At 71.9% G+C, this 24382-nt stretch carries 23 protein-coding genes and 3 tRNA genes; 14 read left to right on the top strand and 12 right to left on the bottom strand.

All coding sequences use genetic code 11. The features are described from left to right. Positions 1 to 30 precede the first annotated feature (30 nt). Entirely contained in the window at positions 31 to 1437 is a 1407-nt protein-coding gene (locus ACZ67M_RS01060) for an MFS transporter (RefSeq protein WP_469849064.1), read from the top strand. Positions 1438 to 1444: 7 nt separating this feature from the next. On the opposite strand, the gene ACZ67M_RS01055 is transcribed toward ACZ67M_RS01060, so the two are convergent. Continuing rightward, complete coding sequence (locus ACZ67M_RS01055) at positions 1445 to 2410, bottom strand: helix-turn-helix transcriptional regulator (protein WP_469849062.1); 966 nt, start codon at positions 2408 to 2410, stop codon at positions 1445 to 1447. A gap of 130 nt (positions 2411 to 2540) precedes the next feature. Between ACZ67M_RS01055 and ACZ67M_RS01050 the strand changes: the two genes are divergently transcribed. The 3 genes from ACZ67M_RS01050 to ACZ67M_RS01040 all read left to right on the top strand — a co-directional run bounded on the left by ACZ67M_RS01050 (position 2541) and on the right by ACZ67M_RS01040 (position 4805). Continuing rightward, on the top strand, positions 2541 to 2906 hold the full coding sequence (locus ACZ67M_RS01050) for a VOC family protein (protein ID WP_469849060.1): 366 nt from the start codon (positions 2541 to 2543) through the stop codon (positions 2904 to 2906). Between the two features lie 123 nt (positions 2907 to 3029). Next, on the top strand, positions 3030 to 3638 hold the full coding sequence (locus ACZ67M_RS01045; RefSeq protein ID WP_361354136.1) for a dihydrofolate reductase family protein: 609 nt from the start codon (positions 3030 to 3032) through the stop codon (positions 3636 to 3638). A gap of 69 nt (positions 3639 to 3707) precedes the next feature. After that, a complete protein-coding gene (locus ACZ67M_RS01040; protein WP_469849059.1) occupies positions 3708 to 4805 on the top strand; it encodes an LLM class flavin-dependent oxidoreductase in 1098 nt (365 codons plus the stop codon). Here the strand turns inward: ACZ67M_RS01040 and ACZ67M_RS01035 are convergent. Next, on the bottom strand, positions 4784 to 6664 hold the full coding sequence (locus tag ACZ67M_RS01035; protein WP_469849058.1) for a putative bifunctional diguanylate cyclase/phosphodiesterase: 1881 nt from the start codon (positions 6662 to 6664) through the stop codon (positions 4784 to 4786). The two genes, ACZ67M_RS01040 and ACZ67M_RS01035, sit on opposite strands and share 22 nt — an antisense overlap. A 284-nt stretch (positions 6665 to 6948) precedes the next feature. Between ACZ67M_RS01035 and ACZ67M_RS01030 the strand changes: the two genes are divergently transcribed. Continuing rightward, positions 6949 to 8241: a M6 family metalloprotease domain-containing protein gene (locus tag ACZ67M_RS01030; RefSeq protein ID WP_361354127.1), complete on the top strand. Its 1293-nt coding sequence runs from the start codon at positions 6949 to 6951 to the stop codon at positions 8239 to 8241. A 146-nt stretch (positions 8242 to 8387) separates the two neighbouring features. Here ACZ67M_RS01030 and ACZ67M_RS01025 read toward each other — a convergent pair. From ACZ67M_RS01025 to ACZ67M_RS01000, 6 genes are all read right to left on the bottom strand, one after another. Further along, positions 8388 to 8461: transfer RNA gene (locus ACZ67M_RS01025), tRNA-Lys, on the bottom strand. Next, complete coding sequence (locus ACZ67M_RS01020; protein ID WP_469849056.1) at positions 8452 to 9048, bottom strand: bifunctional DNA primase/polymerase; 597 nt, start codon at positions 9046 to 9048, stop codon at positions 8452 to 8454. The genes ACZ67M_RS01025 and ACZ67M_RS01020 overlap by 10 nt, the downstream gene beginning before the upstream one ends. A 112-nt stretch (positions 9049 to 9160) precedes the next feature. Further along, positions 9161 to 9508, bottom strand: coding sequence for a hypothetical protein (locus ACZ67M_RS01015; RefSeq protein ID WP_122619922.1), 348 nt, complete (start codon positions 9506 to 9508; stop codon positions 9161 to 9163). 117 nt (positions 9509 to 9625) lie between these two features. Further along, positions 9626 to 11185, bottom strand: a complete 1560-nt coding sequence (locus ACZ67M_RS01010) for a pectate lyase family protein (RefSeq protein WP_450737604.1) — start codon at positions 11183 to 11185, stop codon at positions 9626 to 9628. A gap of 392 nt (positions 11186 to 11577) precedes the next feature. Then, a complete protein-coding gene (locus tag ACZ67M_RS01005) occupies positions 11578 to 12309 on the bottom strand; it encodes a maleate cis-trans isomerase family protein (protein WP_392008148.1) in 732 nt (243 codons plus the stop codon). After that, positions 12306 to 13151 carry a maleate cis-trans isomerase family protein gene (locus ACZ67M_RS01000; protein ID WP_161332552.1) on the bottom strand — a complete coding sequence of 282 codons (846 nt, stop codon included), beginning with the start codon at positions 13149 to 13151 and terminating at the stop codon, positions 12306 to 12308. The genes ACZ67M_RS01005 and ACZ67M_RS01000 overlap by 4 nt, the downstream gene beginning before the upstream one ends. A gap of 199 nt (positions 13152 to 13350) precedes the next feature. Here ACZ67M_RS01000 and ACZ67M_RS00995 point away from each other — a divergent pair, with 199 nt between their 5' ends. Next, entirely contained in the window at positions 13351 to 14298 is a 948-nt protein-coding gene (locus ACZ67M_RS00995) for a D-2-hydroxyacid dehydrogenase (protein WP_469849053.1), read from the top strand. Positions 14299 to 14321: 23 nt separating this feature from the next. Then, positions 14322 to 15707 (top strand): amidase, encoded by a 1386-nt coding sequence (locus ACZ67M_RS00990; protein ID WP_392008142.1) that lies wholly within the window; start codon positions 14322 to 14324, stop codon positions 15705 to 15707. 349 nt (positions 15708 to 16056) lie between these two features. Here ACZ67M_RS00990 and ACZ67M_RS00985 read toward each other — a convergent pair whose 3' ends face one another. Continuing rightward, the gene (locus ACZ67M_RS00985; RefSeq protein WP_122619917.1) at positions 16057 to 16551 is read right to left on the bottom strand and encodes a DUF3830 family protein; all 495 of its coding nucleotides are present in this window, start codon (positions 16549 to 16551) and stop codon (positions 16057 to 16059) included. A gap of 106 nt (positions 16552 to 16657) precedes the next feature. Between ACZ67M_RS00985 and ehuB the strand changes: the two genes are divergently transcribed. From ehuB to ACZ67M_RS00955, 6 genes are all read left to right on the top strand, one after another. Then, positions 16658 to 17587: an ectoine/hydroxyectoine ABC transporter substrate-binding protein EhuB gene (gene ehuB / locus ACZ67M_RS00980; RefSeq protein ID WP_202558750.1), complete on the top strand. Its 930-nt coding sequence runs from the start codon at positions 16658 to 16660 to the stop codon at positions 17585 to 17587. Next, positions 17584 to 18285, top strand: a complete 702-nt coding sequence (gene ehuC / locus ACZ67M_RS00975; RefSeq protein ID WP_361354107.1) for an ectoine/hydroxyectoine ABC transporter permease subunit EhuC — start codon at positions 17584 to 17586, stop codon at positions 18283 to 18285. The genes ehuB and ehuC overlap by 4 nt, the downstream gene beginning before the upstream one ends. Beyond that, positions 18282 to 18932, top strand: a complete 651-nt coding sequence (gene ehuD, locus ACZ67M_RS00970; protein WP_355831147.1) for an ectoine/hydroxyectoine ABC transporter permease subunit EhuD — start codon at positions 18282 to 18284, stop codon at positions 18930 to 18932. Before ehuC ends, ehuD begins: the two co-directional genes overlap by 4 nt. Further along, complete coding sequence (gene ehuA, locus ACZ67M_RS00965) at positions 18922 to 19707, top strand: ectoine/hydroxyectoine ABC transporter ATP-binding protein EhuA (protein ID WP_361354104.1); 786 nt, start codon at positions 18922 to 18924, stop codon at positions 19705 to 19707. Before ehuD ends, ehuA begins: the two co-directional genes overlap by 11 nt. A 181-nt stretch (positions 19708 to 19888) precedes the next feature. After that, a complete protein-coding gene (locus ACZ67M_RS00960) occupies positions 19889 to 20647 on the top strand; it encodes an IclR family transcriptional regulator (protein WP_361354101.1) in 759 nt (252 codons plus the stop codon). 87 nt (positions 20648 to 20734) lie between these two features. Then, positions 20735 to 20808, top strand: a tRNA-Lys gene (locus ACZ67M_RS00955). A 53-nt stretch (positions 20809 to 20861) separates the two neighbouring features. Here the strand turns inward: ACZ67M_RS00955 and ACZ67M_RS00950 are convergent. The 3 genes from ACZ67M_RS00950 to ACZ67M_RS00940 form a co-directional block, all read right to left on the bottom strand. After that, the gene (locus ACZ67M_RS00950) at positions 20862 to 21467 is read right to left on the bottom strand and encodes a lytic polysaccharide monooxygenase auxiliary activity family 9 protein (protein WP_361354098.1); all 606 of its coding nucleotides are present in this window, start codon (positions 21465 to 21467) and stop codon (positions 20862 to 20864) included. Between the two features lie 116 nt (positions 21468 to 21583). Next, a complete protein-coding gene (locus ACZ67M_RS00945) occupies positions 21584 to 22729 on the bottom strand; it encodes an SPFH domain-containing protein (RefSeq protein ID WP_361354095.1) in 1146 nt (381 codons plus the stop codon). 60 nt (positions 22730 to 22789) lie between these two features. Continuing rightward, positions 22790 to 24058, bottom strand: coding sequence for a peptidoglycan-binding protein (locus ACZ67M_RS00940; RefSeq protein ID WP_469849049.1), 1269 nt, complete (start codon positions 24056 to 24058; stop codon positions 22790 to 22792). 188 nt (positions 24059 to 24246) lie between these two features. On the opposite strand from ACZ67M_RS00940, the gene ACZ67M_RS00935 reads away from it, so the two are divergent. After that, positions 24247 to 24320 (top strand) — tRNA-Lys (locus ACZ67M_RS00935). Positions 24321 to 24382: the final 62 nt, after the last annotated feature.

The raw sequence follows: 24382 nt of genomic DNA, 5'->3' as shown, positions 1-24382 counted from the left end.
CCCCTCCGTACGGGATCCGGAGACCTCACCATGACGATCGACGCAGCTCGCGACACCCCAGGCCGACATGGCGACCCGGCCGAGCTCGCGGCCGCCATCGGCGCCCGCTTCGAACGCCTGCCCCTGTGCCGCTGGCAGGTGATGGTCCGGCTCGTCGTCGGCGCCGTCACCTTCTTCGAGGCGTTCGACCAGCTTCTGATCGCCTACGCCCTGCCGGAACTGCGCACCGAGTGGCACCTCGGCACCGCCCAGGTCACCGCTCTGATGACGGTCGGATCCATCGGCATGCTGGTCGGCGCCCTGGTGTCGGGCAGGCTCGCGGACCGGATCGGCCGGGTGAAGGTCATCGCCGGCTGCATCGCCCTGTCGGGCCTGTGCAACCTGGCGCTGATCCTCTGCACCTCGCCCGAGCCGTTCATGGCGCTCCGATTCGTCCAGGGCATGGCCATCGGCGGCGAGGTGCCGATCGCGGCCACCTTCATCGCGGAGATCACCCGCGCCCACAAGCGCGGCCGCTTCGTCCTCCTGTACGAGCTGGTGTTCCCGGCGGGCCTGACCGCGGGCGCGCTCCTGGCCGCCTGGCTGGTGCCGGTGCTCGGCTGGCGCTGGGTGTTCGGCCTGGCCGCCGTCCCGGGCCTGCTGTGCCTCGTCCTCGCCCGCTGCGTGCCGGAGTCCCCGCGCTGGCTCGCCGACCACGGCCGGCACGAGGAGGCGCTGACGACGATGGCGTCGATCGAGCGGAAGGTCGAGGAGATCACCGGCGCCCCGCTGCCCGCCCCCGCCCCGGCGTCGCCCGGCCGGCAGACCGCCGCGGGCAAGGGCGGCGGCCTGCGCGAACTGCTGAGCGGCAGGTACGGCAGGCGCACCCTCGTCATCGGGGCCCTCTGGTTCACGGGCTACTTCGCGAACTACGGCATCACGTCCTGGCTGCCGACCATCTACAAGGACCACTTCGACCTGAGCCTGTCGACGGCACTGCTCTACTCGACGGTGACGAGCTGCGCGGGCCTGGCCGGCTGCCTGGTCGTCGCCCTCACGGTCGACCGGGTCGGCCGCCGCAACACGGTGATCTGGTGCATGGCGGCCGCGGCCCTCTGCCTGCTGCTCCTGGGCCTGACGGCCGGCGGCTCGGCGTCGAGCGTCCTGATCTGGACGTCCCTGGCGGCGGTCTTCCTCTTCGGCTCCAACATCTGCCTCTACCTGTACACCCCGGAGCTGTTCCCCACCCGGATCAGGGCGCTGGGCTCCAGCGTGGGCGGCGCGGCGAACCGCCTGGGCGTCATCCTCGGCCCGGTCGTCGTGGGTGCCATCTACGCGGGCGGGGCGCTGGGCGGGGTCTTCGTGACCCTGGCGGTCGTCTCCGTCGCGGGCTCCCTGGTCGCGGCGGCCTGGGCGGAGGAGACCAGCGGCCGCACGCTGGAGGACATGGCGCCGTAGCCGGCGCTCACCCGGCGTGCGTGCGCGCGACGCCCGCCGCGAGGCGGCACACCAGCTCCCTCGCCTCCCGCGGGGCGACGACCTCGATGTGCTCGCTGAACTGCAACAACTGGCGCACCGCGTCGATCCGGTCGTACGCCACGGTGATCTCGACCCGCCCGTCCGCCCCCGCTTCGCCCGCCGTCCTGAGCCTGGCGCCCAGGATCCGGCGGGCGAGGTCGAGGCTGCCGGCGTCGACGCGGGCGGTGACCACGACGCGCCCCTCGCTCTCCAGCGCCTCGCCCAGCTCCCGCGCCGTGTCCACGAGGCCGGCACCGGGCCGCAGCCGGCGGGCGCCGTCGAGTACGGTCCAGCGCTGGAGACGGGAGAGTGCGAACATGCGGGGCCGCCCGTCGTGGTCGGCGACCAGGTACCAGCGCCCGCCCCGCTGCGCGAGCCCGTACGGGTCGACCACGAGGTCCCGCGCCTCGGTGGCGCCGCTGCGCCGGTACAGGACCCGCAACCGCCTGGCCGTACGCACGTCGCGGACCAGGCCCGCCACGTCGGGCAGGGGGGCGGCCTCCTCGAACCAGGGCCGGTTGTCGATCGCGATCACGTCGGTGAGGGCCAGCGGCAGGTCGTCCCGGGCGGGCGGCGGTGACCGGCGCGAGGTGAGCTTGCGCAGCGCCGACCGGGCGGCCGCCTCGCCGCCGAGCTGGCGGGCCCGGTCGAGATCGAGCCCGACCGCCCGGAGCAGGTCCGCCTCACCGGTCGTCAGTTTGGCCAGGTCCACCTGGTCGCCGGGCAGCAGGCTGATACCGCCGTACTTGCCCCGCTCGGTGAAGACGGGGATGCCCGCGTCGACCAGCGCCCGCACGTCGCGCAGCACGGTCCTCGTCGAGACGCCCAGCTCCTCGGCGAGCGCCTCGGCGGTGGTCCGGGGATGCGCCTGCAAGGCGGCGAGCAGCTCGATCAGGCGTTGGGGCCGGCTCATGGCGACAGCTTCCTCGTCGGACTCACCCTGCCGGATCTCCTCGTCGGAACACGACAATCCCTGTCATGTTCTCACGCGAGGCTGTACGGCGAGGGCCGGAACCGGCCCGCCCGGAAGGAGCCCGACAGCCATGTCCGCACCGAATCTCTTCCTCGTCTACGTCAACGACGTCGAGCGCGCGACCGCCTTCTACTCCGACCTCTTCGACATCAAGCCGGTGATCACCACACCGCGCTACGTTCCGTTCGAGGTGGCCCCGGGCGTCCTGTTCGCGCTCTGGAGCGGCCGCGCCGACCAGGTCGCCCCGGGGACGCCGCGCACCTCGGAGGTCGGCCTGATGGTCCCGGGCTCCTCGGCGGCGATCGACGGCATCCACGCCGCGTGGGTGGCCAAGGGCGTCACGGTGGTCGAGGAGCCCCACGACGAGGTCTTCGGCCGCACCTTCGTGGTCGCGGACCCGGACGGCAACCGGATCCGGGTGTCGCCGGTCGACTGATTGATCCAGGCCGATCCGGGCTGCCGCGATGAGTTCGGCCGCCTCTGCCAGTCTGTACGGGTGCCGCGGGGTCCCACGAACTCCACGGCACCCACAGCCACCACTGCCTCGGGAGCGAAGCCCGTGTCCGACACCACCTGCCACATGTCGATCTCGCTCGACGGCTTCGTCGCCGGCGCCGAGCAGAGCCGGGACGATCCGCTGGGCAAGCGCGGCCACGAGCTGCACGGCTGGCACATCGGCGACCCCCGCGCGACCGAGGCCGACGCGACGGCCAACGAGTGGCTGATGCGCCCGCGCGGCGCCTACGTCATGGGCCGGAACATGTTCGGCCCGGTCCGGGGTGAGTGGGACGAGCCGTGGGACGGCTGGTGGGGCGCCGAACCCCCGTACCACGCCCCGGTCTTCGTGCTCACCCACCACGCGCACGAACCGATCGGGATGGAGGGAGGGACCACCTTCCACTTCGTCACCGAAGGCTTCGACACCGCTTACGCGCGGGCGCTCGAAGCCGCCGACGGCAGAGGGGTCGACATCGCCGGCGGCGCTTCGACGGTGCGGCAGGCGCTCAACGCCGGCGTGATCGACGAACTCACCCTCGACATCGCGCCCGTCCTGCTCGGCAGCGGCGAGCGCCTGTTCGACGGCGTCGACACCTTCGGTTTCGAGCCCGTCGAGGTGCTCCACTCACCGCTGACCACGCACGTCCGCTACCGCAGGCGGGGGGAATAACCGGAGACCCCCTCCTGTTAAAAGGCGGAGCGATACGCAACGTCACGAAGCAACAGGAGGCACCCCACCATGGCCGCAGACGCCGCAGAGGAGATCCGGGGCACCGCCCAGGGCACCGCCCCCGTCCCCCTCTCCGTGCTGGACCTGGTGACCGTCGGCGCCGGACGGACCGCCACCGACGCCCTGCGGACCAGCGTGGACATCGCGCGCCTGGCCGAGAAGCGCGGCTTCCACCGGTACTGGGTCGCCGAGCACCACTCCATGCCCGGCGTCGCCTCCTCCTCCCCCGCGGTGATCCTGGCCCACCTCGCCGCCCACACCGACCGCATCCGGCTCGGTTCGGGCGGCGTCATGCTGCCGAACCACGCGCCGCTGGTGATCGCGGAGCAGTTCGGGACGCTGGAGGCCATGGCGCCGGGGCGGGTGGACCTGGGCCTCGGCCGGGCGCCCGGCACGGACGGGGCCACCGCCGCCGCCCTGCGCCGCACCGACCGCCTCAACGAGGGCGCCGACGACTTCCCGCAGCAGCTCGCCGAGCTGATCCGGTTCCTGGACGACGACTTCCCCGACGGGCACCCGTACGGGCGTATCCACGCCGTGCCGGGGCCCGTGCAGGCCACCTCGCCCGGGGGCGTGCAGTCGGCCCACCGGCCGCCGGTGTGGCTGCTCGGCTCCTCCGGGTTCAGCGCGCGGCTGGCCGGCACCCTCGGGCTGCCGTTCGCCTTCGCGCACCACTTCTCCGCGCAGAACACCGTCCCGGCGCTCGACCTGTACCGGGACTCCTTCCGGCCGTCCGCGGTCCTGGACGCGCCCTACGCCCTCATCGGCGTCTCCGCGCTCGCGACCGACGACGAGAACGAGGCCCGCCGCCAGGTGCGGGCGGCCGCGCTGAACATGGTGCGGCTGCGCACGGGCAGGCCGGGGCTCGTGCCGACGCCCGAGGAGGCCGAGGCGTACGACTTCAGCCCGATGGAGGAGGAGTTCGTGCGGTCCTGGAACGCCAACGTCATCCACGGCACCGCCGACGAGGTGCGGACCGGCCTGGACGACCTGCGCAAGCGCACCGGCGCCGACGAGCTGATGCTCACCGCCAACGCCCACGGCGGCGACGTGCGGCTGCGTTCCTACGAGCTGATCGCCGACGCCTACGGCTTGCCGGCCGCCTGAACGCCGGCTCCGCCGGGCCCGGCGGAGCCCAGCAGCGCGGAGATGCGGTCCGGTGCCACCGGTCGGGAGTACAGCCAGCCCTGACCGGTGTCGCAGCCGATGCGGCGCAGGCGGGTCGCCTGGTCGGAGGTCTCCACGCACTCCGCGGTGACGGTCAGGCCGAGCCGGTGGGCGAGCTGGACCATCGCCTCGACGATGACCTCGTCGGCCGGGTTCCCCTCGGTGGTCGCGGCCACCCCGGCACCGGGGACACTCTCGTACTGGAAGCCCCGCACGAAGGCGCCGTCCAGCTTCAGGACGGAGACCGGTAGCCGGCTGAGGTAGGCCAGGTTCGAGTAACCGGTGCCGAAGTCGTCGATGGCGATGTGGACGCCCATGTCGCTGAGCGCCTTGAGGACCTGGAGCGGGCGGCCCGCCGAGCCCATGACCGCCGACTCGGTCAGCTCCAGCTGGAGCAGGTGCGGGGGGAGGCCCGTCTCCTCCAGGGTGCGGGCCACGTCCGCCACCAGGTCGGAGTCCCAGACCTGGCGGACCGCCACGTTGACGCTGACGAAGATCGGCGGATCGTCCGGGTGGGCCAGCTGCCAGCGGCGCGCCTGGTGGCAGGCCGTGCGCAGGATCCAGCGGCCGAGCGGAACGATCGAGCCATCCTCCTCCGCCAGTGCGATGAACCGATTCGGCGCCAGTACGCCGAACTGAGGATGATTCCAGCGGATGAGCGCCTCGACGCCCCGCACCCGGCCGTCCTCCATGCCGACCAGCGGCTGGTACTCCAGCGCGAACTCGCCACGCTCGATGGCCGGACGGAGCGTGGCCGCGAGTGCCTGACGGGTCATGCGGGTCGCGTTGCGCTCCGGGTCGAAGAGCGTCCAGCGGGCCCGGCCGTCCGCCTTGGCCCAGTACAGGGTCGTGTCGGCCGCCTGCATCAGGGCGGTGGGGGTGGTGCCGGCGGTGTGGCGTTCGACGACGCCGACCGAGGCGGTGACCGAGAGACGGCGCTCGGACAGCTCGAACGGCGGCTGGAGGGCCGCCAGGACGGCTTCGGCCAGGTCGGCGACCTGTTCGGTCCCGGTGGAGTCCTCCACGAGCAGGGCGAACTCGTCGCCGCCGAGCCGGGCCACCAGCGGGGCGCCGCCCGAGCGGGCGTCGGCGAACTCCTCCGCGCACCGCGTCAGCCGCTCGGCCACGGCGGCCAGCAGGCGGTCGCCGACACGGTGGCCGTGGGTGTCGTTGACGGCCTTGAAGCCGTCCAGGTCCAGGTAGCAGACACCGATCCTCCCGGTGCCGCCGTGGTCGTACGTCTCCGCCTCCAGGGCGGCGGTGAGCCGTTCGAAGAACAGGGCGCGGTTGGGCAGCCGGGTCACCGGGTCGTGCATCTGGAGGTGGCGCAGCCGCGCCTGGAGCTCGCGCCGCGCGCTGACGTCGGCGACGGACAGCAGGAGGCCCGGGGTGTCCCCGGCGTCGGCCAGCGGCTCGACCGTCACCTGCGCCCACAGGGAGTGCCCGTCGGCCCGCTTCAGCCGCCGGGTGCAGCGCAGCCGGGGCTGCCGGCCGCGCAGCACCTCGCGGTACGCGTGCCAGATACCGGCGTCGGAGGCGAGGTCGACGAGGTCGGCCGCCGCGCAGCCCACCAGCGCGTCGGGGTCGTTGCCGAGCAGGGTGCCGAGGGTGTCGTTGGCGCTGACCACCAGGCCCTCGGCGTCGACGACGGCCATGGCGAGGGGGGCGGCGGTGAAGACCGAGCGATAGGCCGCGGGTCTCTCGCGCGCCGTACGAGGAGCCAGACCTTGGTCACTTTCTGTAACGGCCGACCGGTCGAGGTCTGCCGCGGACGCCGGCCCTTCGGAGGTTCCGTTCACCGCTCGCTCCCGCAGTGCCTCGATCTCTGTTCGTGCTCTGTTCGTGCAGGAAAGTGTGCCGATCATAGAGGCTGACACCGGGCCCTTCCAGCCACCTTTCCGCGTTCCGGACCGAGCGGCCGCTCCGAGAGATCGTTTCTGCTCACACCTGGACGGGTTCTTCGCGCCTCCGACCAGTTGTGACGTTCCGTGAGTGCTGCCGGGGTGTCGACCGGGAGGCCGACGGCGAAGCCGCGAACGGCTCACCCATCCGGTGCAGGCGAACAGGGCGTAATACGACAATCATGCACAAGCTGGGTGCGGTGTCCCGTCGACCGCCCCGGGAGGTTCATGTGCCACGCCTGCGCACCACGGCGGCGGTGTGCACCACCATGTCGGCGCTCGCGGCGACCTCCCTGATCACCGCCCCCTCGGTCGCCGAGCCGTTCTCGCCGGAGCCCTGCGCCCTCAAGCGCACCGAGGTGCACCACTCAGAGGGCCTGGACACCTGGAACGCCGCCTATCCGCGGCCCGCCCGCACCCTCGACGCGGTGATGATCTTCCTGTCCTTCCCCGACTCCCAGCCGCTGACCTCGCCGGCCGAACTCACCGCCGACCACTTCCCGGCCACCAGCCGCTTCTTCCAGCAGGCCTCGTACGGCGCCTTCAACCTGCGCCCGCACCCGATGCGGGACTGGATCCCGATGCCGAGCCCGTCGACGTCGTACGCCATACGGCGCGACTGGCGCCCCGAGCACCGGGCCGCCTACCTGCGCGACGCGCTGCGGGCCGCCGACCGGCACGTCGACTTCTCCCGCTACGACGTCGTCTACTTCGTCGCCGACCCGGACGCCCCCGGCGTGGACTCCGACGCCACGAAGGTCGTCAACCTGGAGCGGCCGATGCGGGCCGACGGCACCGCCCTGCGGCGGGTCGTCACGGTCTTCGAGAACCATCCGCCCGACCGGCTGGTCCTGGCCCACGAGACGGGGCACGTCTTCGACCTGCCCGACCTCTACCACCGGCCCGTCGGCGGCGAGGGCGACTGGGACACCCACGTCGGCGACTGGGACCTGATGGGCAGCCAGTTCGGACTCGCCCCGGACCTGTTCGGCTGGCACAAGTGGAAGCTGGGCTGGCTGGAGCCCCGGCAGGTGACCTGCGTGCGGGGCAGCGGTCCGACCCGGCTGACGCTGGAACCGCTGGCGGCGGGGCCGGGGGTCATGGTCACCGGCGCGGCCGGGGCGCCGGCCTTCGGTCTCGGGCGGGGGACGAAGCTGGCCGTGGTGCGCACCGGCGCGGACACCGTGCTCGCCTTCGAGGTGCGGACCCCGGTCGGCAACGACGCCTCCGCCTGCCGGGCGGGGGTGCTGGTGTACCGGGTGCACAGCGGGTCGGAGTCCGGGGGCGGGCCGATCGAGGTGATCGACGCCCACCCGGACACCGAGTCCTGCTGGGCCGACTCGGTCTACCCGCCCCTCGCCGACGCCCCGGTGGGCCTGGGCGAGAGCTTCACGGTCCCCGGCGAGGGCGTCCAGGTGGCGGTGGAAGGACGCTCGGAGTCCGGGGCGTGGACCGTACGGATCACACCCGGGTGAGGGCAAGGGGGGCGCGAGGAACCGCGGGGCCCGTGGAAGAGGGGTTGCGGGTGGCGAAGCCCCCGCAACGCGCGGCGAAGCCGCGCAGAAACAACGATGGCGAGGCGGTTCGCGTTCTCCGCGAACATGCCTCGCCATCGCCAACGTGCGCCGCCAGGGACTCGAACCCCGGACCCGCTGATTAAGAGTCAGCTGCTCTAACCAACTGAGCTAGCGGCGCCTGCTGACGTCGTAGACCTTAGCATCCTGGTCGGCGGAGGGAAAAATCGAAATCCGCACCGCGGATCGGGCCGCCCGCACGGCCGCCCAGAGCAGGATTTCCGGCCCCGGCAGCCACGGCATGCGGGTGTCCGGCGCCACCAGCCACCGCGCCCCCGAACGGGCGGGCCCGCCCGCCGGAGCCGGCACGGTCACCGCGTCGCCGGCGCCGTGGCACAGCAGCGGCGGCACCGCGCCCGTACGGCCGTCACCCCTGCCGCGGGCGCTCCACTCCTCCCACTCGAGGAGCGACGGCAGCCGCTGGGCGGTGCCCGGCGCGGCGAACAGCAGCATCCGGCCCCGGAACTCCGCCACCGGGCCGGACCCCGGGCCGTCGTCCCACATCCGGTCCAGCATCCGGCGCCCGAAGATCGCGGGGGCGCTCACCACGTCGAAGGCGGAACCGCAGGGCAGGACGACCGGGGCCTCCGGCCGCTCCTCCCACAGCGACAGCGTGCTGCGCGGATACGCGCTCGCCGAGGCCAGCCAGGCGGCGCCGTCCGAGGTGACGTCCGAGACGTGGGGGGTGGCGTTGCGTGTGCTGCTCATGCCGCATACATCTACCGGGCGTGAGGGATTCGCTCCGCTGGGTTGCGGGAAATGGGGACAGGACGGCAGGGAAGGGAGTATCTTGCCCACCCTCCTGGCATATGCGGTCGGGTTACTCCGCCGGTTCGCCGCGCATCAGATCGCGTCCGAACTCCACCATCTTCTTGGCGTAGTCCTCGGTCCACTCGGCGCGCTCGGCGATGTCCGCGGCGGTGAGCCGGTCGAACCGCCGCGGGTCGGCCAGCTGCGCGGCCGCGATCGCCTGGTACTCCATCGCGCGGTCCGCCGCCGCGCGGAAGGCCTGCGTCAGCTCGGTGGCGCGCTCCAGCAGCGCCCGGGGGTCGTCGATCGACTCGAGGTCGAAGAAGTGCTCGGGATCGGCGGCCGCCTCCGCCGGCTCGAAGAGCAGGGGCGCGGGGCGTAGCCGCGGTTCGTTCCGACGCGGCGTGGGCTCCGCCATGTCTTCTCCTCCTCGTACGTCACGACGACCCTCCCCCCGCACGCGGGGGCACTCCGGCGGAGTGGGCCACCGTCCATTGTCCCGCGCCCGCGCAAGAGGGCGGGACCACGCGGCTCGCTAGCCCGCGTACGTCTCGAACTCGGCGACCTTCGGGGTGCCCGAGGCGCCGGTGATCTCGAAGGTGATCTTCGTCAGGGAGACCGCCGGGAAGCTGATCACGCCCGCCCCGCTGCCGGTGGCCAGCACGGCTCCGGTGCCGTGGTCGAGGAGCCGGTAGGAGCCGATGGCGCCCGCGGAGCCGGCCGCCTCCCGGACGGCGACCTTGGAGACCGTGGTGGGGGACGACCACTTCACGGAGACCGAGCCGGTCGTCCCGGCCGGCGACCAGTACGTACCCAGGTCACCGTCGCGCACGTTGCCGTAGCTGGTGCCGCTCGCCTTGGACGAGCCGTCGGCGCCGGCCCCGAGGCTGAGGTTGGTGCCGCTCGGCGGGTCGGTCGGGTCCGGGGAGGGCTCGGTCGGGTCGGTGGGGTCCGGGTCCGTGGGGTCCGGGGACGGGTCGGGGTTCTGCGGTGTGCAGCTGCCGTCGGACACCTTGAGGCCCTTGTTCGCGCCCGCCGTGGCACTCACCACCGCCGGTACACAGGAGGCGGCGTCCAGGCCGTACGAGTACGGGATGGAGACCGTGGTGTTGGACTTCGGGTCGGGTCCGGCCGGGTTGGTGTCCTCGCCGGGCTCGGACCAGGTCACGTTGTCGAAGATGTTGCCGCTGACCTGCCAGTAGCCGGCCTGGTCGGTGTAGAAGGTGCCGAGGACGTCCTTGGAGTCCTCGAAGTAGTTGTTGTCCACCTTGGCCTTGGCGCCGGCCCGGGAGTTGATGCCGGACTCGTTGAGGCTCACGTAGTGGTTGTTGTAGATGTGCGAGGTGCCGCCGCGCAGCAGGGGGGTGCGGGAGTCGATGTTCTCGTACTTGTTGTGGTGGAAGGTGACGTACCCGTTGGACACGTCGCTCTCGCTGGAGCCGATCAGCCCGCCGCGGCCGGAGTTGCGCAGGACGCTGTAGGACAGGGTCACGTACTGGGTGTTGTCCTTCATGTCGAAGAGGCCGTCGAAGCCCGCCGACTCGCCGCCCGAGGCCTCCAGGGTGGTGTGGTCGACCCAGACGTTGCGGACGTCGCTCTCCATGCCGATGGCGTCACCGCCGTTGGACGTGGGCGAGCCCGACTTCTTGACGTTCCGGACCGTCACGTTCTGGATGATGATGTTGCTGGACTCCCGGATGTGGATGCCCAGCTGGTCGAAGACGGCACCGCTGCCGACCCCGACGATCGTGACGTTGCTGATCTGCTTCAGCTCGATCTTGTCGGCTGCCGTGCTGCAACTGTCGCCCGACACCTTGCTGGTGTTGCCGTGGTTGATGGTGCCCTCGACCTCGATGGTGATCGGGGTGGCACTGTCCGCCCGGCCGCACAGGGCCTGGTGGATCGCGGTGCCGGTGGTGGCCCGGACCGTCTGCCCGCCCGCGCCGCCGGTCGTGCCGCCGTTCTGGGTCGCGTAGCCGGTGGCGCCACCGGCCGCTGCCGCCGCCTCGGGCATGGCCAGCACCACCCCGGTCGCGGCGGCGAGGGCCAGTGTCCCCAGCGCCGCCTGGAGTCGCAGCGCGACGGGTCGTCTCATCCTCGGTCTCCCCTTCGTCTTCACATGCCGGAACGAATGGACTGTCGTGATCATGTCAATACGACAGTCGGGAAAGCGCTTTCTCGCCGTGAGAATAGGGTCCGCTCCGAGACCTGACAAGGGTTCAGGTATTTTCAGATGGTGGGACGATAGACAGGTATGTGAACCGCATCGGCGTCGATGTGCGTCCCGGGCGGAGCTGCGGTACGCTCAAGCTGCCTGATCACGGGGTCAACCCCCAAGAACCGGCAGTGCGTTGGTGGTCCAAGGAAAGACGCCCCACTTCCCGTGGGGAAATGCAGGTGCAAGGCCTGCCCAGCGCTCCATGGAGAACCCCGGCCCCGCAGCAGCGGGACCGGGGTTCTCGCGTATCACGCCCCCTGACGGGGCCCTCAGGCCTGCACCACCGGCTCCCGGGTGAAGAGCGCGCCCAGTTCCGGAGCGTTGACCCGGCGGTCCGCCAGGCGCAGGCCCTCCCAGATGGTGACCTGGTTCGCCGTCAGGACCGGCTTGCCCAGCTCCTTCTCCAGGGCCGGAATGTGGGCCGCCGTGTGCAGGGCGGTGTCCGGCAGGAGCACCGCCTCCGCTTCCGGGCGGTCCGCGGCGCGGGCCAGCGCCAGCACCTCCGCCTCGGTCCAGGTGCCGACCTCCGCGGCCGTGATGATGCCCGAGCCGACCACGTCGACCACCTCGATGCCGGCGGCCCCGAGGAACTCCGCGAAGAGCTGTGCCACGTCCTGCGGATAGGTCGCGCCGATGGCGACCCGCCGCGCCCCGACCTCGCGCACCGCGTGCACGAAGGCGAACGAGGTCGACGAGGCCGGCAGTCCGGCCGTCTGGGCCAGGCCACGCACCTGTTCCTGCGCGCCCTCCCAGCCGTGCACGAAACTCCCACTGGTGCAGGCCCACACCACGGCGTCGGCGCCGGCCAGCCGCAGCTCCTCGACGCCGGCCGCGAGCCGTCGCGGCGAGCCCATCTCCAGCAGGGCGTCCACCCGGTGCGCGTCCTCGCCGATGTCCGTGTGCACCAGGTCCACCCGGATGTCGCTGCCCAGCAGCTGCTCGATGCGTGGATAGTCGTCCTCGCCGGAGTGGCCCGGGTACAGGAACCCCAGTGCTGTCATGTCCACCCTTCCTGCTGCTGCTCGGTGTCCGGGCCGTCCGTGACGCCCGGGATGTCCGCCACTGCGGGGCCGGCCGGTCCCGGCACCGCGGGGCCGGTGCGCGCCGACGGATCGGTCAGCGTCTGGTACGGCCCCACCGCACGGGTACCCAGTCGGCGCAGCGCCGCCCACATCGTCACTTGGTTGGCCGAGATCACCGGGATCCGCAGCTCGGCCTCCAGTTGCGGGATGACGTCGTAGGTGGGGAGGTTCGTGCAGGAGATGAAGAGGGCGTCCGCCGCGCCCTCGCCCGGTACCGCCTGGCGCGCCATGTCGGCCACGTCGCGGTACGGCACCTTCCAGATGTGCCGGGTCAGCCCCATGAAGGCGCAGCCCGTGACCGTCACTCCGGCCTCGGCGATGTACGCCTCCAGCGACCGGGTGACCGACACGGTGTACGGCGTCACCAGCGCGAGCCGGCGCACGCCCAACTCGGCCAGCGCGTCCAGCAACGCGCCGGAGGTGGTCACGGACGGGACGGCGCCCGCCCAGGTCATCGCCTCGCACATAGCCCGCTCGCCGGCGACGCCGCCGACGAAACTGCCCGAGGTGCAGGCGTAGGCGACGACCTCGGGGGCGATGGCGTTGAGGGTGCGCACCGCCTCACCGAGGGTTTCGTGCTCGCTGACCATCCGGGCGAGGTCCAGACTGACCTCGACGGGCACGAAAGGGGTTCGCGTCATGTGCAGCGAGACCTCGTCGGGCACCCATCGCCACAGCTCGCGATCGAGCGCGAAGTCGAACGGGGCGACCACGCCGACCCCGCGTTGCGGAGCTGGTCCGCCGAGAAAGGAGATGTCCATGGCACGCACCAGCCTCACACTGAGGAAGGGGAGGGCAACGCACCGTTACGCACGGCCGTGTTGACGAAGGTAGGTTGCGGTGCGAGCGTGGTCAATCCGCCCGCGTCACTCCCAGGTCAACAGCCGGTTAACTTCCGCGTCAACACCCGAACCGCCCCAGTTTTCCCGCACCGCCCCCGTACCGGAGACACGCCTGCCGATGAGCACGCCCACGCTTCTCGTCCTGGACGCCGAACCACTCCCCCGGCTGGGCCGGCTGACCGGCCGGGCCCGGATCGAGCACACCGACGCGACCTCCCTCGCCGAGCGGTTGCCGCACGCCGACGTGCTGCTCGTGTGGGACTTCAGCTCGCACGCGGTGCGCGAGGCGTGGCCCGGCGACGGCCCGCGTCCGCGCTGGGTGCACACGGCGAGCGCCGGGGTGGACCATCTGATGTGTCCGGAGCTGGCCGACTCCGAGACGGTGGTGACCAACGCGCGCGGCGTCTTCGACCAGCCGATCGCCGAGTACGTCGCCGCGCTCGTCCTGGCGATGGCGAAGGACCTTCCGACGACACTGCGCTTGCAGGGTGAGCGGACCTGGCGGCACCGCGAGTCGATGCGGGTGGCCGGAACGCGCGCCTGCGTGGTCGGCTCCGGGCCGATCGGGCGGGCGATCGCGCAGACGCTCAAGGCGCTCGGCATCACCACCGCGCTGGTCGGCCGCACCGCTCGCACCGGTGTGCACGGGCCGGACGAGCTGGACCGGCTGCTGGCCCGCGCCGACTGGGTGGTCGCGGCGGCGCCGCTCACCGACGACACGCGCGGCATGTTCGACGCCCGGCGGTTCGGGGTGATGCAGCCCTCCGCCCGGTTCGTGAACGTGGGGCGGGGTCAGCTGGTCGCGGAGGACGACCTGGCCGAGGCGCTGACCAGGCGCTGGATCGCGGGTGCCGCGCTGGACGTGCTGAGCCGGGAGCCCCTGGCGCCGGAAAGTGCGCTGTGGCGGGTCCCCGACCTGATCATCTCCCCGCACATGAGCGGCGACACGATCGGCTGGCGGGACGAACTGGGGGCGCAGTTCGTGGATTTGTTCGAGAGCTGGGCGGCGGGCCGGCCGCTCGCGAACGTGGTCGACAAGAAGCGCGGATACGTGCCCGGACACTGACGTCCCAGGAAGCGGGAGGGTGCATGACGGACCTCGACCTCACCGAGCTGACCGCGGTACAGCTCGTCGACGGTTATCGCAAGGGCGACTTCAGCCCCGTCGAGGTGACCAGGGCGGCGCTGGACCGGGCCGAACAGATCCAGCCGGAGGTGAACGCCTTCGTCCGGCTCACCGGCGAGGAGGCGCTCGACCGGGCCCGCCGGGCGGAGGAGCGGTGGCGGCGCGGGGAGCCGTGCGGGCGCCTGGACGGGGTGCCGGTCACGGTGAAGGACATCCTGCTGACGCGCGGTCAGCCCACCCTGCGCGGCTCGCTGGCCGTCTCGCCGGACGGCCCCTGGGACGAGGACGCGCCCTCCGTCGCCCGGCTGCGCGAGCACGGCGCGGTCTTCCTCGGCAAGACGACCACGCCCGAGTACGGCTGGAAGGGCGTGACGGACTCGCCACTGTCCGGCGTCACCCGCAACCCGCACGACCCCGCCCGAACCGCGGGCGGCTCCAGCGGGGGCGCGGCGGCGGCCGTGGCGCTCGGGGCGGGGCCGCTGGCGCTCGGCACGGACGGCGGCGGGAGCGTGCGCATCCCGGCCTCCTTCTGCGGCGTCTTCGGCCTGAAACCGACGTACGGGCGGGTGCCGCTCTACCCGGCGAGCGCGTTCGGCACGCTCGCGCACGTCGGCCCGATCACCCGGGACGCGGCGGACGCGGCGCTGCTGCTGGACGTCATCGCCGCCCCCGACGCACGGGACTGGTCGGCGCTGGGGCCGGCGCCCGGGTCGTACACCGAGGCCCTGGCCGGCGGGGTGCGAGGGCTGCGGGTGGCGTACTCGCCCTCGCTCGGCGGTCAGGTGGCGGTGCGCCCGGCGGTGGCGACGGCGGTCCGGCGTGCGGTGCAGCGGCTGGCGGAACTGGGCGCGTTCGTCGCGGAGGTGGATCCCGACTTCTCGGACCCGGTGGAGGCCTTCCACACGCTGTGGTTCAGCGGGGCGGCCCGCGTGGTGCAGCATCTGCGGGCGGGTCAGCGGGAGCTGCTCGACCCGGGGCTGCGGGAGATCGTCGGGGCGGGCGCCCGGTACTCGGCGCTGGAGTACCTGGCCGCGGTGGACGTCCGGATGGAGCTGGGCCGCCGGATGGGCCGCTTCCACGAGGAGTACGACCTGCTGGTCACGCCGACGCTGCCGATCACGGCGTTCGAGGCGGGCGCGGAGGTGCCGAAGGGCTCCGGCCACCGACGCTGGACGGGGTGGACCCCCTTCACCTACCCCTTCAACCTCACCCAGCAGCCGGCGGCGTCGGTCCCGGCGGGCACCGACGCGGACGGCCTCCCCATCGGCCTCCAACTGATCGCCGCCCGCCACCGCGACGACCTGGTCCTACGCGCGGCACACGCCCTACAGGGGGCGGAGGCGGCCTAACCCGGGCCGGGGTGGTCCCGGGCCGGGGGCGATCCCGGCCCGACAGGGGGCACCGGCATGCCTGCACAGCCCTCGCCCGAGCCAAGGCGCGGCGCGGCGCACCACGAAGACACGGCGTCCCGCCCGACGGCAGAACCACGCCTTAGGCGAGTCGGCCGACGCCCGGCGAGGGGCAGGGGCCCCTCGCGGGAGGCCAGGACGCGCGCCCAGCAGGGGCCGGGCGCCCAGCGGGGGCGGGGCACCGAGGACGAGGGGCCGGGGCACCCGGCGAGGAGCCAGGGGCACCCCGGCGAGGAAGCCAGGGCGCCCGGCGACGGGCCCCGCCCTCCCCCGCCCCGCCGCCGGAGGCCTACGCGCGGCGGAAGCTGAGGGTCTCCCCCGCCGCCCCGGTGCGCCACAGGTCGTTGCAGGCCTCGGCCATCGCGGGCAGGCCCTCGACGATCTGGCCCCAGACGGTGCCGGGGACCCAGCCGACGTCGGCGTTGAGCAGGAGGTTGTTGCGCTCGTAGAAGAGGGCGAGGTCGACGAGGGTGGTGCCCGCGCGGACCTCCCGGTCGTAGCCGTACGCCTTGGTGCCCAATTCGGCGCCGGCGAAGGCGAAGTAGCAGAGGTCGCCCGGAATGGGCGTTACCGTCGGATTCTCCAGTGGTGGTTCGGATGTCGCGAAGGGCGGGAAGAGGGCGTAGATCTCGTTGCGCGCGTATTTGGCGTGATACACGTCGCTGCCGAGAGGGAGGGCGTCCCAGACGGCCTTGCAGGTGATCGGGGCCCGGTCGTCGAGCAGTTGGGCCGTGCAGGTGATTCCGCGCTTGACCAGCGAGACTTCGATGTAGCGATCAGCCATGCCTCCATGGCAGTGCCCCGCGGCCCCGCGGTCAAGGGCGCCGGGCCGAGGTATCGGACTGAAAACAGTCGGCATAACCCTTCCCCCTTCGGGTAGCTGCGCGCCCATGGCTCCACCACACAGAACCCCGCCATGGGGTATATCCGACCAAAGGTCCAGGACAGCCGGGCCCACACGCCGGTCGCTGCTCGCGGGGGTCGCGGCGCTCGGCGCACTGGGGGCGGCCGGCTGCTCGCGGGTGGCCACCGCGTCCGACGTGGAGGGCGGTGACCTCCTCGACCGGCTCAGGGCACAGGGCGTCGCCCGGCTCGGCATCGCGGGCGAGATCCCCTTCGGTTACATCGACAAGAACGGTGAGCTGACCGGCGAGGCACCGGAGCTGGCCAAGGTCATCTTCAAGCGCCTCGGAGTGGACCGGGTGCAGCCGGTGCCGACGGAGTTCGGCTCGCTCATCCCGGGGCTGGCGTCGCAGCAGTTCGACGTCGTGGCGGCCGGTATGTACATCAACCCCGAACGCTGCCAGCAGGTCATCTTCTCCGACCCCGACTACCAGATGCTCGACGCGTACATCGTGCGCAAGGGCAACCCGCTCGGGCTGCGCGACTACAAGGACGTCGTCGAGAAGAAGGCCAAGTTCGCGACCGGCACCGGCTACGCGGAGATCGCCTACGCGGTGGAGCACGGGTACAAGGAGGACGACATCCTGATCGTCCCCGACCAGGTGGCCGGCCTCAACGCCGTCGAATCCGGGCGCGTGGACGTCTTCGCGGGGACGGCGCTGACCGTCCGCGAGGTGGTCAAGAAGTCCAGCAAGGCGGAGGCGACCGAGGCGTTCGCGCCCCTGGTCGACGGCAAGCCGCACGTCGACGGCGGCGGCTTCGCCTTCCGCCCGGACGAGACCAACCTGCGGGACGCCTTCAACGTCGAGCTGCAGAAGCTCAAGAAGAGCGGCGAACTGCTGCGCATCCTCAAGCCCTTCGGTTTCACCGAGAACGAGATGACCGATCTGACCGCGAAGGAGCTGTGCGGCGGATGACCTCGGGACTGTGGGAACTCGTACTCCAGGGCGTCTGGGTCACCATCCAGCTGCTCTTCTTCAGCACCCTGCTGGCGACCGCCGTCTCCTTCGTGGTCGGCATCGCGCGCACCCACCGGCTGTGGATCGTCCGCTTCCTCGCGGGCTTCTACACCGAGGTGTTCCGCGGCACCTCCGCGCTGGTGATGATCTTCTGGGTGTTCTTCGTGCTGCCCCCGGCCTTCGGCTGGCAGCTGGTGCCGATGTGGGCGGGCACGCTGGCGCTGGGCCTGACCTACGGGGCGTACGGCTCCGAGATCGTGCGCGGCTCGCTCGCCGCGGTCGACCCGGCGCAGCGGGAGGGCGGCATCGCGCTGAGCTTCACTCCCTGGCAGCGGATGAAGCTGATCATGCTGCCGCAGGCCGTGCCGGAGATGATCCCGCCGTTCTCCAACCTGCTGATCGAGCTGCTCAAGGGCACCGCCCTGGTCTCGATCATGGGCATGGGTGACCTGGCCTTCAGCGGCAACCTGGTGCGCCTCGCGCTCCAGGAGAGCGCCGAGATCTACACGTACATCCTGCTGATCTACTTCGTGATCGCCTTCCTGCTCACGCGCGTGATGCGCGGCCTGGAGAAGAAGCTCAAGGCGGGTGTCGGCAAGGCACCGCGGAAGAAGACGGCGGCCGTGCCGGTGCCCGAGGGAAGTGGTGTGTCGTGAACTGGGACTGGAGCGCGGTCTCCGACTTCATGCCGCATTTCTGGGACGGTCTGCTGGTCACCCTGCAGATCCTGGTCCTCGGCTCACTGGTCTCGTTCGGCCTGGGCCTGGTGTGGGCGCTGCTCATGCGGGTGCCGAGCCGCTGGGTGACCTGGCCGATCGGCATCGTCACCGAGTTCATCCGGAACACCCCGCTGCTGGTGCAGCTGTTCTTCCTCTTCTACGTGCTGCCCGAGTGGAACATCACCTTCTCGGCGCTGACCACCGGTGTGGTCGCCATCGGCCTGCACTACTCGACGTACACGATGCAGGTCTACCGGGCCGGCATCGAGGCGGTGCCGGTCGGCCAGTGGGAGGCCGCGACGGCGCTCAACCTGCCGCTGCGGCGGACGTGGACGGCGGTCATCCTGCCGCAGGCCATCCGCCGTGTGGTGCCCGCCCTCGGCAACTACGTGATCTCCATGCTCAAGGACACGCCGCTGCTGATGGCGATCACGGTGCTGGAGATGCTCGGCGAGGCCCGGCTGTTCTCGCAGCAGAACTTCCAGTTCACCGAGCCCCTCACGGTGATCGGTGTGGCCTTCATCATCATCTCCTACCTGGCCTCCCTTGCCCTGCGAGCCCTGGAGCGACGCCTTGTCCACTGACACTCTTCCCAACCCCGAGAAAAGCCCCGAGCGAGGCGGCTCCGAGCTGATCCGCCTGGAGGGGGTCACCAAGCGGTTCGGGGACAACACCGTCCTCGACAACCTCGACTTCGCCGTGGACGCGGGCAAGCACGTCACCCTGATCGGGCCGTCCGGCTCGGGCAAGACGACGATCCTGCGGCTGCTGATGACGCTGCTCAAGCCCGACGAGGGCACGATCACGGTGGACGGGCAGAAGCTGTTCCCGGCGACCGAGAAGGAGCGTCGGGAGGTGCGCAAGCAGATAGGGATGGTGTTCCAGCAGTTCAACCTGTTCCCGAACATGACGGTGCTGCGCAACATCACCGAGGCGCCGGTCACCGTGCTCGGCCTGTCCAAGGACGAGGCGGTGGAGCGGGCCAGGGAGCTGCTCGACATGGTGGGCCTCGGCGACAAGTGCGACGCCCACCCGGCCCAGCTCTCCGGCGGTCAGCAGCAGCGGGTGGCGATCGCCCGGGCGCTGGCGATGCGGCCGAAGGTGCTGCTCCTCGACGAGGTGACCTCGGCGCTCGACCCCGAGCTGGTCGCGGGCGTCCTCGACCTGCTCCGGGACATCGCCCGCAGCACGGACATCACCATGCTGTGCGTGACCCACGAGATGAACTTCGCCCGGGACATCTCGGACCAGGTGCTGATGTTCGACTCGGGCCGGGTCATCGAGGCCGGCCCGCCCGAGAAGATCTTCAGCGAGCCGGAGCACGACCGGACGCGGGAGTTTCTCAGCGCGGTCCTGTAATTGCACGGTGCGCCTGCCCCAACGTCCGAGGTCGGAACGTTGGGGCAGGCCATTGGCATGTGCCAGAGGGTCTGCGCCGCAGATGGGGGCCCCGAAATCCGGTCAACACGCCCTCACGAGAGGCGTCTTGGCGGCTATCGTGATAGCCGGGATGCACCAGCGAGCGCAGGGGGAGACCACCGTGGCGCTGCAGCACAGGCCGACCGCGCCGCACCACTCGGCCCAGGACGCCCTGCGTGTCCTGGAGACGGTGACGCGGCACACCTCCGGAGTCACCGCCGCCGAACTCGGCCGCGGCTCCGGTCTCGACCAGGAGCGGCTGACCGCGCTCCTGCGCATGCTGCGCCGCGAGGGCTACGTCGAGCAGACCGCCGACGGCGCGTACGTCACCGGTGAGGCCCTGGCCCGCCTGGGCTCGGCCGACGGACGCGAGCAGGCGGTGCGGGACAAGCTCCAGCGCACCCTGGACCGGCTGCGCGACTCGGTGGGCGCCGCCGTCTACATCAGCCGGTACGTCGACGGCGAGGTGAGCGTCACCCAGTACGCCGACAGCCCGGCCACGCCGAAGGTCAACGAGTGGGTGGACTTCAAGGTCTCGGCGCACGCGACCGCGGTCGGCAAGAGCCTGCTGACCCAGCTGGACCACGCGGGCCGCCGCGACCACCTGGCCCGGCACCGGATGGCACGGCTGACCTCGCGCACCATCACCAGCGACGCGCTCCTGATGTCCCGGCTGGAGTCCCAGCCGCCCACCGTGCCGGTCCTCGACCTCCAGGAGTACGCGGTGGGCACGGTCTGCGCGGCCGTCCCGATCACGGCCGGCTCCTCCGTGGGCTGCCTGGCCCTGTCGCTCCCGGTGGACCAGGCGCACCGCCTGCGCGAGGCGGCGGACGAGCTGAACCGGAACGCGGCACCGGTACTGCTGTCGCTGACGATCTAGCTCGCGCCGCGGTGGTCGGGAGCACCCCCCGGGACCGGGTAGTATTTTCGTCGTCGCCGACCGCGGGAAGCGGACGGCGGGAGTCATGCGCCGCTAGCTCAGTTGGTTAGAGCAGCTGACTCTTAATCAGCGGGTCCGGGGTTCGAGTCCCTGGCGGCGCACAGTACAAGGTCCCCCTCGCCCAGGCGAGGGGGACCTTGCTCGTTCCGCCCGATCAGAAGGTGACGTCCGAGCACGCGTAGAACGCGTTGCCCGTGTCGGCGATCGTCCAGACCGCGACGATCACGTGGCGTCCGCTCAGCCCGGACGGCAGGGTGCCGGTGTGGGAGAGCGTGGCCGGCGGCTGCTGGTTGTTGTAGGGCACCGTGAAGAACGGCGTCAGGTTGAGGTCGGACCGGGCCAGGTTGTGGTTCTGGTTCCAGCCCGACTTGGTGACGTAGTACTTGAAGTCGGTCGTGGCGTGCCGGGCGGTGAACTGCCAGCGGAAGGTGTAGCTCTGCCCGCCGTTCACCTTGGTGGTGGGCCAGGCCTGACCGTTGGGCTGCTTGGGGCTGTCCAGCGGGGCGAACGAGCCGACCCCCGCGGAACAGATCTTCCCGTCGGCCGGCCCGGCCGCCGGGAAGCCCTTGGGGCCCTCGACGCTCTGCGGCTCCCACTGGATGGAGCCGCACCCGGTGACGGTGCCGTTCTGGCACACCTTCTGCCGGCTGACGGGCAGGTCGGTGTAGCCGTGACCGGTGGCGCCGCCGGACGAGAGAACGAGGGCTCCGGTGGTCGCCATACCCACCGCGGCGGCGTAGATCTTGGTCCTTGTGCGCATACTGCTGCTCCTGTGACGTGTGGGGAAGTTCAGCGAGCCGTGCAGGTCTAGACCAAGTCTCAGATTATTGCCGTTAGTTGAACATGTCCATACCAATAGCGGAACCCGCTCGCCCCTCAGTGCCCGGCGTCCCCACGCCCCGCGCAGAACGCCACCGTCAGGTCCTTGACCAGCATCTTGCGCTCGTAGTCGTCCAGCTCGACCAGCCCCCGCACGGTCAGCCGGGTCACCGTGTCCTCCACCGAGTCCACGACCGAGGTCAGCACGCTGGCCCGCTGCGCCGCGTCCAGCGCGGCGATCCGGCGCCGGTGCATCGCGGCGGCGACCTCCGGGGCGTACTCCACCCGGACCGGCCGCACCGAGAAGACCTCCAGGCCGACCGGTGCCGCGTCCGCCGCGACCAGCCGGGTCAGGGTGTCGCCGGCCACGTCGGCCGAGCTGCGGACCGTGCCCAGCGGCTCCACCGGGACCCGGGCCAGCGCGGCCTCGACGCACTCGCGCAGATACGTCTCGTGGTCCTCGACGCCCAGCGTGGCCTTCGCGGTGTCCCGCACCCGCCACACCACCAGCGTCACCGCCCTCAGCGCGACCCCGTTGCCGTCGGCCGCGGGCATCGGCTCGCTGCGCCAGTGCCGCAGCCGCACGTCGACCCGGCGGCGCAGCAGCAGCGGGTTCACCCACATCAGGCCGGTGCGCCGGACGGTCCCCCGGTAGCGGCCGAACAGCCCCAGCACCCAGGCCCGTCCGGTCCGGCCCCGGGCCAGCCCGCCGAACCCGAACATCCCGAGCGCCCCGGCGGCCGCGTACGCCGCCCACTGCGCGGGCCCGAGCCCGGCACCGGCGTACGCCGGCAGCCCCAGCGCCTGGGCCGCGAGCGGCGGTACGACCCCGGCCCACCAGGAGGTGACCGCGCACCCGGCCGCCCCGCAGAACCCGGCGGCCACACCCGCCGCGCCGGGCAGCACCCGGGCCGGACGCTCCGTCAGCTCCGGGTCGACCTGCGGTACCGGACGCGGTCGCGCCGCCTCTGGCCGCCGCGTCCGGGGCTGCTCGCCGGTGCCCTGCCGACGGCCGACGACCGCGGGCCGCAACGGCACCGGCGCCGGATCGGGGTCGTCGCGGAACAGCAGGTGGACGGGGATCTCGGTGGTGGCCTCGTTCCGGATCAGCCGGGCGGCCCGGTGGCCGGGCTCCGCGGCCGGCGAGGGACCGGCGGCGGCCGGGGCCGTGCCCTGCGGGTTCGTTGACGATGTCGTACTCATGTGTGCTCCAGCCTCCGCGCCAGACGCCTCATGAACGGGTGATCACCTCGGGGCGGGCGGTCACGAGAAGAGCCGCCGCCAGGTCTCGGGGCCCGGATAGCCGTCCGCCGCGCCACCGCGCCAGCCCTGGGTGCGCTGGAATGCCTGGACGGCCCGCCGGTCCGCCTCACCCCAGCGCGGACCCGGCCCGGTCGTGTAGTACCTGCCGAACCCCTTCCGCACGAGCCGCTCGCCGAGCCGGGTGACGTACGGGTTCTCCGCACCCGGCCGGAACACCGCCCGGCCCGGATAGCCGGCCACCCCGTGCGAGGCGGGGCCCGTGGCCGCGGCCGGGACGTCCTTGCCGCGGCCCTCGGTCAGCAGCCGCCAGGTACCCGGACCGGGCAGTCCGTCGGCCTCCCGGCCCCGCCAGCCCTGGGCCAGTTGGAACGCCTCGGTCGCCCTGCGGTCCGCCTCCGACCAGCGGGGACCGGGCCCGGAGGAGTAGAAGCGTCCGGCGCCGCGGGCGGCGAGCATCCGGCCCAGCTCGGTGACGTGCCGGTTGTTGGCGCCGGGCCCGAAGGACGACGCCCCCGGGTAGCCGGAGGCCGCGGCCTGCGCCCCGCCCGTCGTGCTCACCGGGCTCGCCGCGACGCCCTTGTAGCGGTAGGGCAGGTACTTCGCGGAATTGCTCCAGTAGGCGTAGGGCGTGGCGAGCTTCCGGGCGTTGGGCGGGGTCTGCTCGTAGGCCGTGTAGGCGGTGCGCGTGCCGTCCGTCCAGCCGCCGAAGATCACCACATGGGAGCCTTTCTGGGGGTCGGACGTGTTGTGGAAGAGCAGAATGTCGCCGGGCTGGAGTTCGCTCTTGGTGATCCGGTCGGCGACCGTGCCGAGGCTTCCGGTCCATTCGTTCGTCGGCAGTTTCCAGGCCATCGACACATAGCCCGAGCAGTCCTGCCGGTATCCGTCGGACCAGTAGTCGGTCATGCTGTACGGCACCTTCGCGGTGACCCAGGTCCTGGCCCGGTTGATGATCTCCGTACGGCTGATGGTGGCCAGCTCCGCGCCGGGCGCGGGGGCGGGCCGGCCCGCCGGACCGTGCAGCGGGGCCCTGGCACCCTGCGGGGTGTCCGGCTCGTCGGCTGCGGGGACGCCCGGTCGCAGGGGTGCGTGGGCGGCGGCCGGGAGCGCGGCGGCACCGCTCGCGCCCAGTGCGGCGGCGGTGGCGGTGGCCACGATCACCGTGCGCCGGCCCGTCGGGGAATGCGGGGGGACGCTCGTCCGGTGACGGCAACCGGGGCAGTCGCAGTCGCTCGCGGCATCGAATTCCTCGAATACGGGAGTCTCCATGCGATTCCCCTCACACTCCCGATCGAAATGTCCGCGGCGGTGCACTTCGGTACATGTCCGTCAGTTTCTCAACTGGTCTCCTTATTCGCATGTTGACGGTCCGAATGATGTAACGGGACCCCTCGGGGCGAACTCCCGGGTGGTGCGGAGCACCCTCCGGCATCGGGTAGAGTTGCGCAGGTCAGCAGGCGCCGCTAGCTCAGTTGGTTAGAGCAGCTGACTCTTAATCAGCGGGTCCGGGGTTCGAGTCCCTGGCGGCGCACAGACGGCCGAAGGCCCCTCGTATCACACGGGGGGCCTTCGGCGTATCCGGGCTCCGAACGC

The organism is Streptomyces sp. NPDC107500 (genome assembly GCF_055582785.1).
The sequence above is the reverse complement of the archived record's forward strand: the minus strand, read 5'-3'. Positions and strand labels throughout refer to the sequence as shown.

What these genes read in the sequence shown, in the direction of transcription:
- ACZ67M_RS01060 (WP_469849064.1), top strand. Translation starts at nt 31, where the DNA reads ATGACGATCGACGCAGCTCGCGACACCCCAGGCCGACATGGCGACCCG.
- ACZ67M_RS01055 (WP_469849062.1), bottom strand. Translation starts at nt 2,410, where the DNA reads ATGAGCCGGCCCCAACGCCTGATCGAGCTGCTCGCCGCCTTGCAGGCG.
- ACZ67M_RS01050 (WP_469849060.1), top strand. Translation starts at nt 2,541, where the DNA reads ATGTCCGCACCGAATCTCTTCCTCGTCTACGTCAACGACGTCGAGCGC.
- ACZ67M_RS01040 (WP_469849059.1), top strand. Translation starts at nt 3,708, where the DNA reads ATGGCCGCAGACGCCGCAGAGGAGATCCGGGGCACCGCCCAGGGCACC.
- ACZ67M_RS01030 (WP_361354127.1), top strand. Translation starts at nt 6,949, where the DNA reads ATGCACAAGCTGGGTGCGGTGTCCCGTCGACCGCCCCGGGAGGTTCAT.
- ACZ67M_RS01020 (WP_469849056.1), bottom strand. Translation starts at nt 9,048, where the DNA reads ATGAGCAGCACACGCAACGCCACCCCCCACGTCTCGGACGTCACCTCG.
- ACZ67M_RS01015 (WP_122619922.1), bottom strand. Translation starts at nt 9,508, where the DNA reads ATGGCGGAGCCCACGCCGCGTCGGAACGAACCGCGGCTACGCCCCGCG.
- ACZ67M_RS01010 (WP_450737604.1), bottom strand. Translation starts at nt 11,185, where the DNA reads ATGAGACGACCCGTCGCGCTGCGACTCCAGGCGGCGCTGGGGACACTG.
- ACZ67M_RS01005 (WP_392008148.1), bottom strand. Translation starts at nt 12,309, where the DNA reads ATGACAGCACTGGGGTTCCTGTACCCGGGCCACTCCGGCGAGGACGAC.
- ACZ67M_RS01000 (WP_161332552.1), bottom strand. Translation starts at nt 13,151, where the DNA reads ATGGACATCTCCTTTCTCGGCGGACCAGCTCCGCAACGCGGGGTCGGC.
- ACZ67M_RS00995 (WP_469849053.1), top strand. Translation starts at nt 13,351, where the DNA reads ATGAGCACGCCCACGCTTCTCGTCCTGGACGCCGAACCACTCCCCCGG.
- ACZ67M_RS00990 (WP_392008142.1), top strand. Translation starts at nt 14,322, where the DNA reads ATGACGGACCTCGACCTCACCGAGCTGACCGCGGTACAGCTCGTCGAC.
- ACZ67M_RS00985 (WP_122619917.1), bottom strand. Translation starts at nt 16,551, where the DNA reads ATGGCTGATCGCTACATCGAAGTCTCGCTGGTCAAGCGCGGAATCACC.
- ehuB (WP_202558750.1), top strand. Translation starts at nt 16,658, where the DNA reads ATGGCTCCACCACACAGAACCCCGCCATGGGGTATATCCGACCAAAGG.
- ehuC (WP_361354107.1), top strand. Translation starts at nt 17,584, where the DNA reads ATGACCTCGGGACTGTGGGAACTCGTACTCCAGGGCGTCTGGGTCACC.
- ACZ67M_RS00950 (WP_361354098.1), bottom strand. Translation starts at nt 21,467, where the DNA reads ATGCGCACAAGGACCAAGATCTACGCCGCCGCGGTGGGTATGGCGACC.
- ACZ67M_RS00945 (WP_361354095.1), bottom strand. Translation starts at nt 22,729, where the DNA reads ATGAGTACGACATCGTCAACGAACCCGCAGGGCACGGCCCCGGCCGCC.
- ACZ67M_RS00940 (WP_469849049.1), bottom strand. Translation starts at nt 24,058, where the DNA reads ATGGAGACTCCCGTATTCGAGGAATTCGATGCCGCGAGCGACTGCGAC.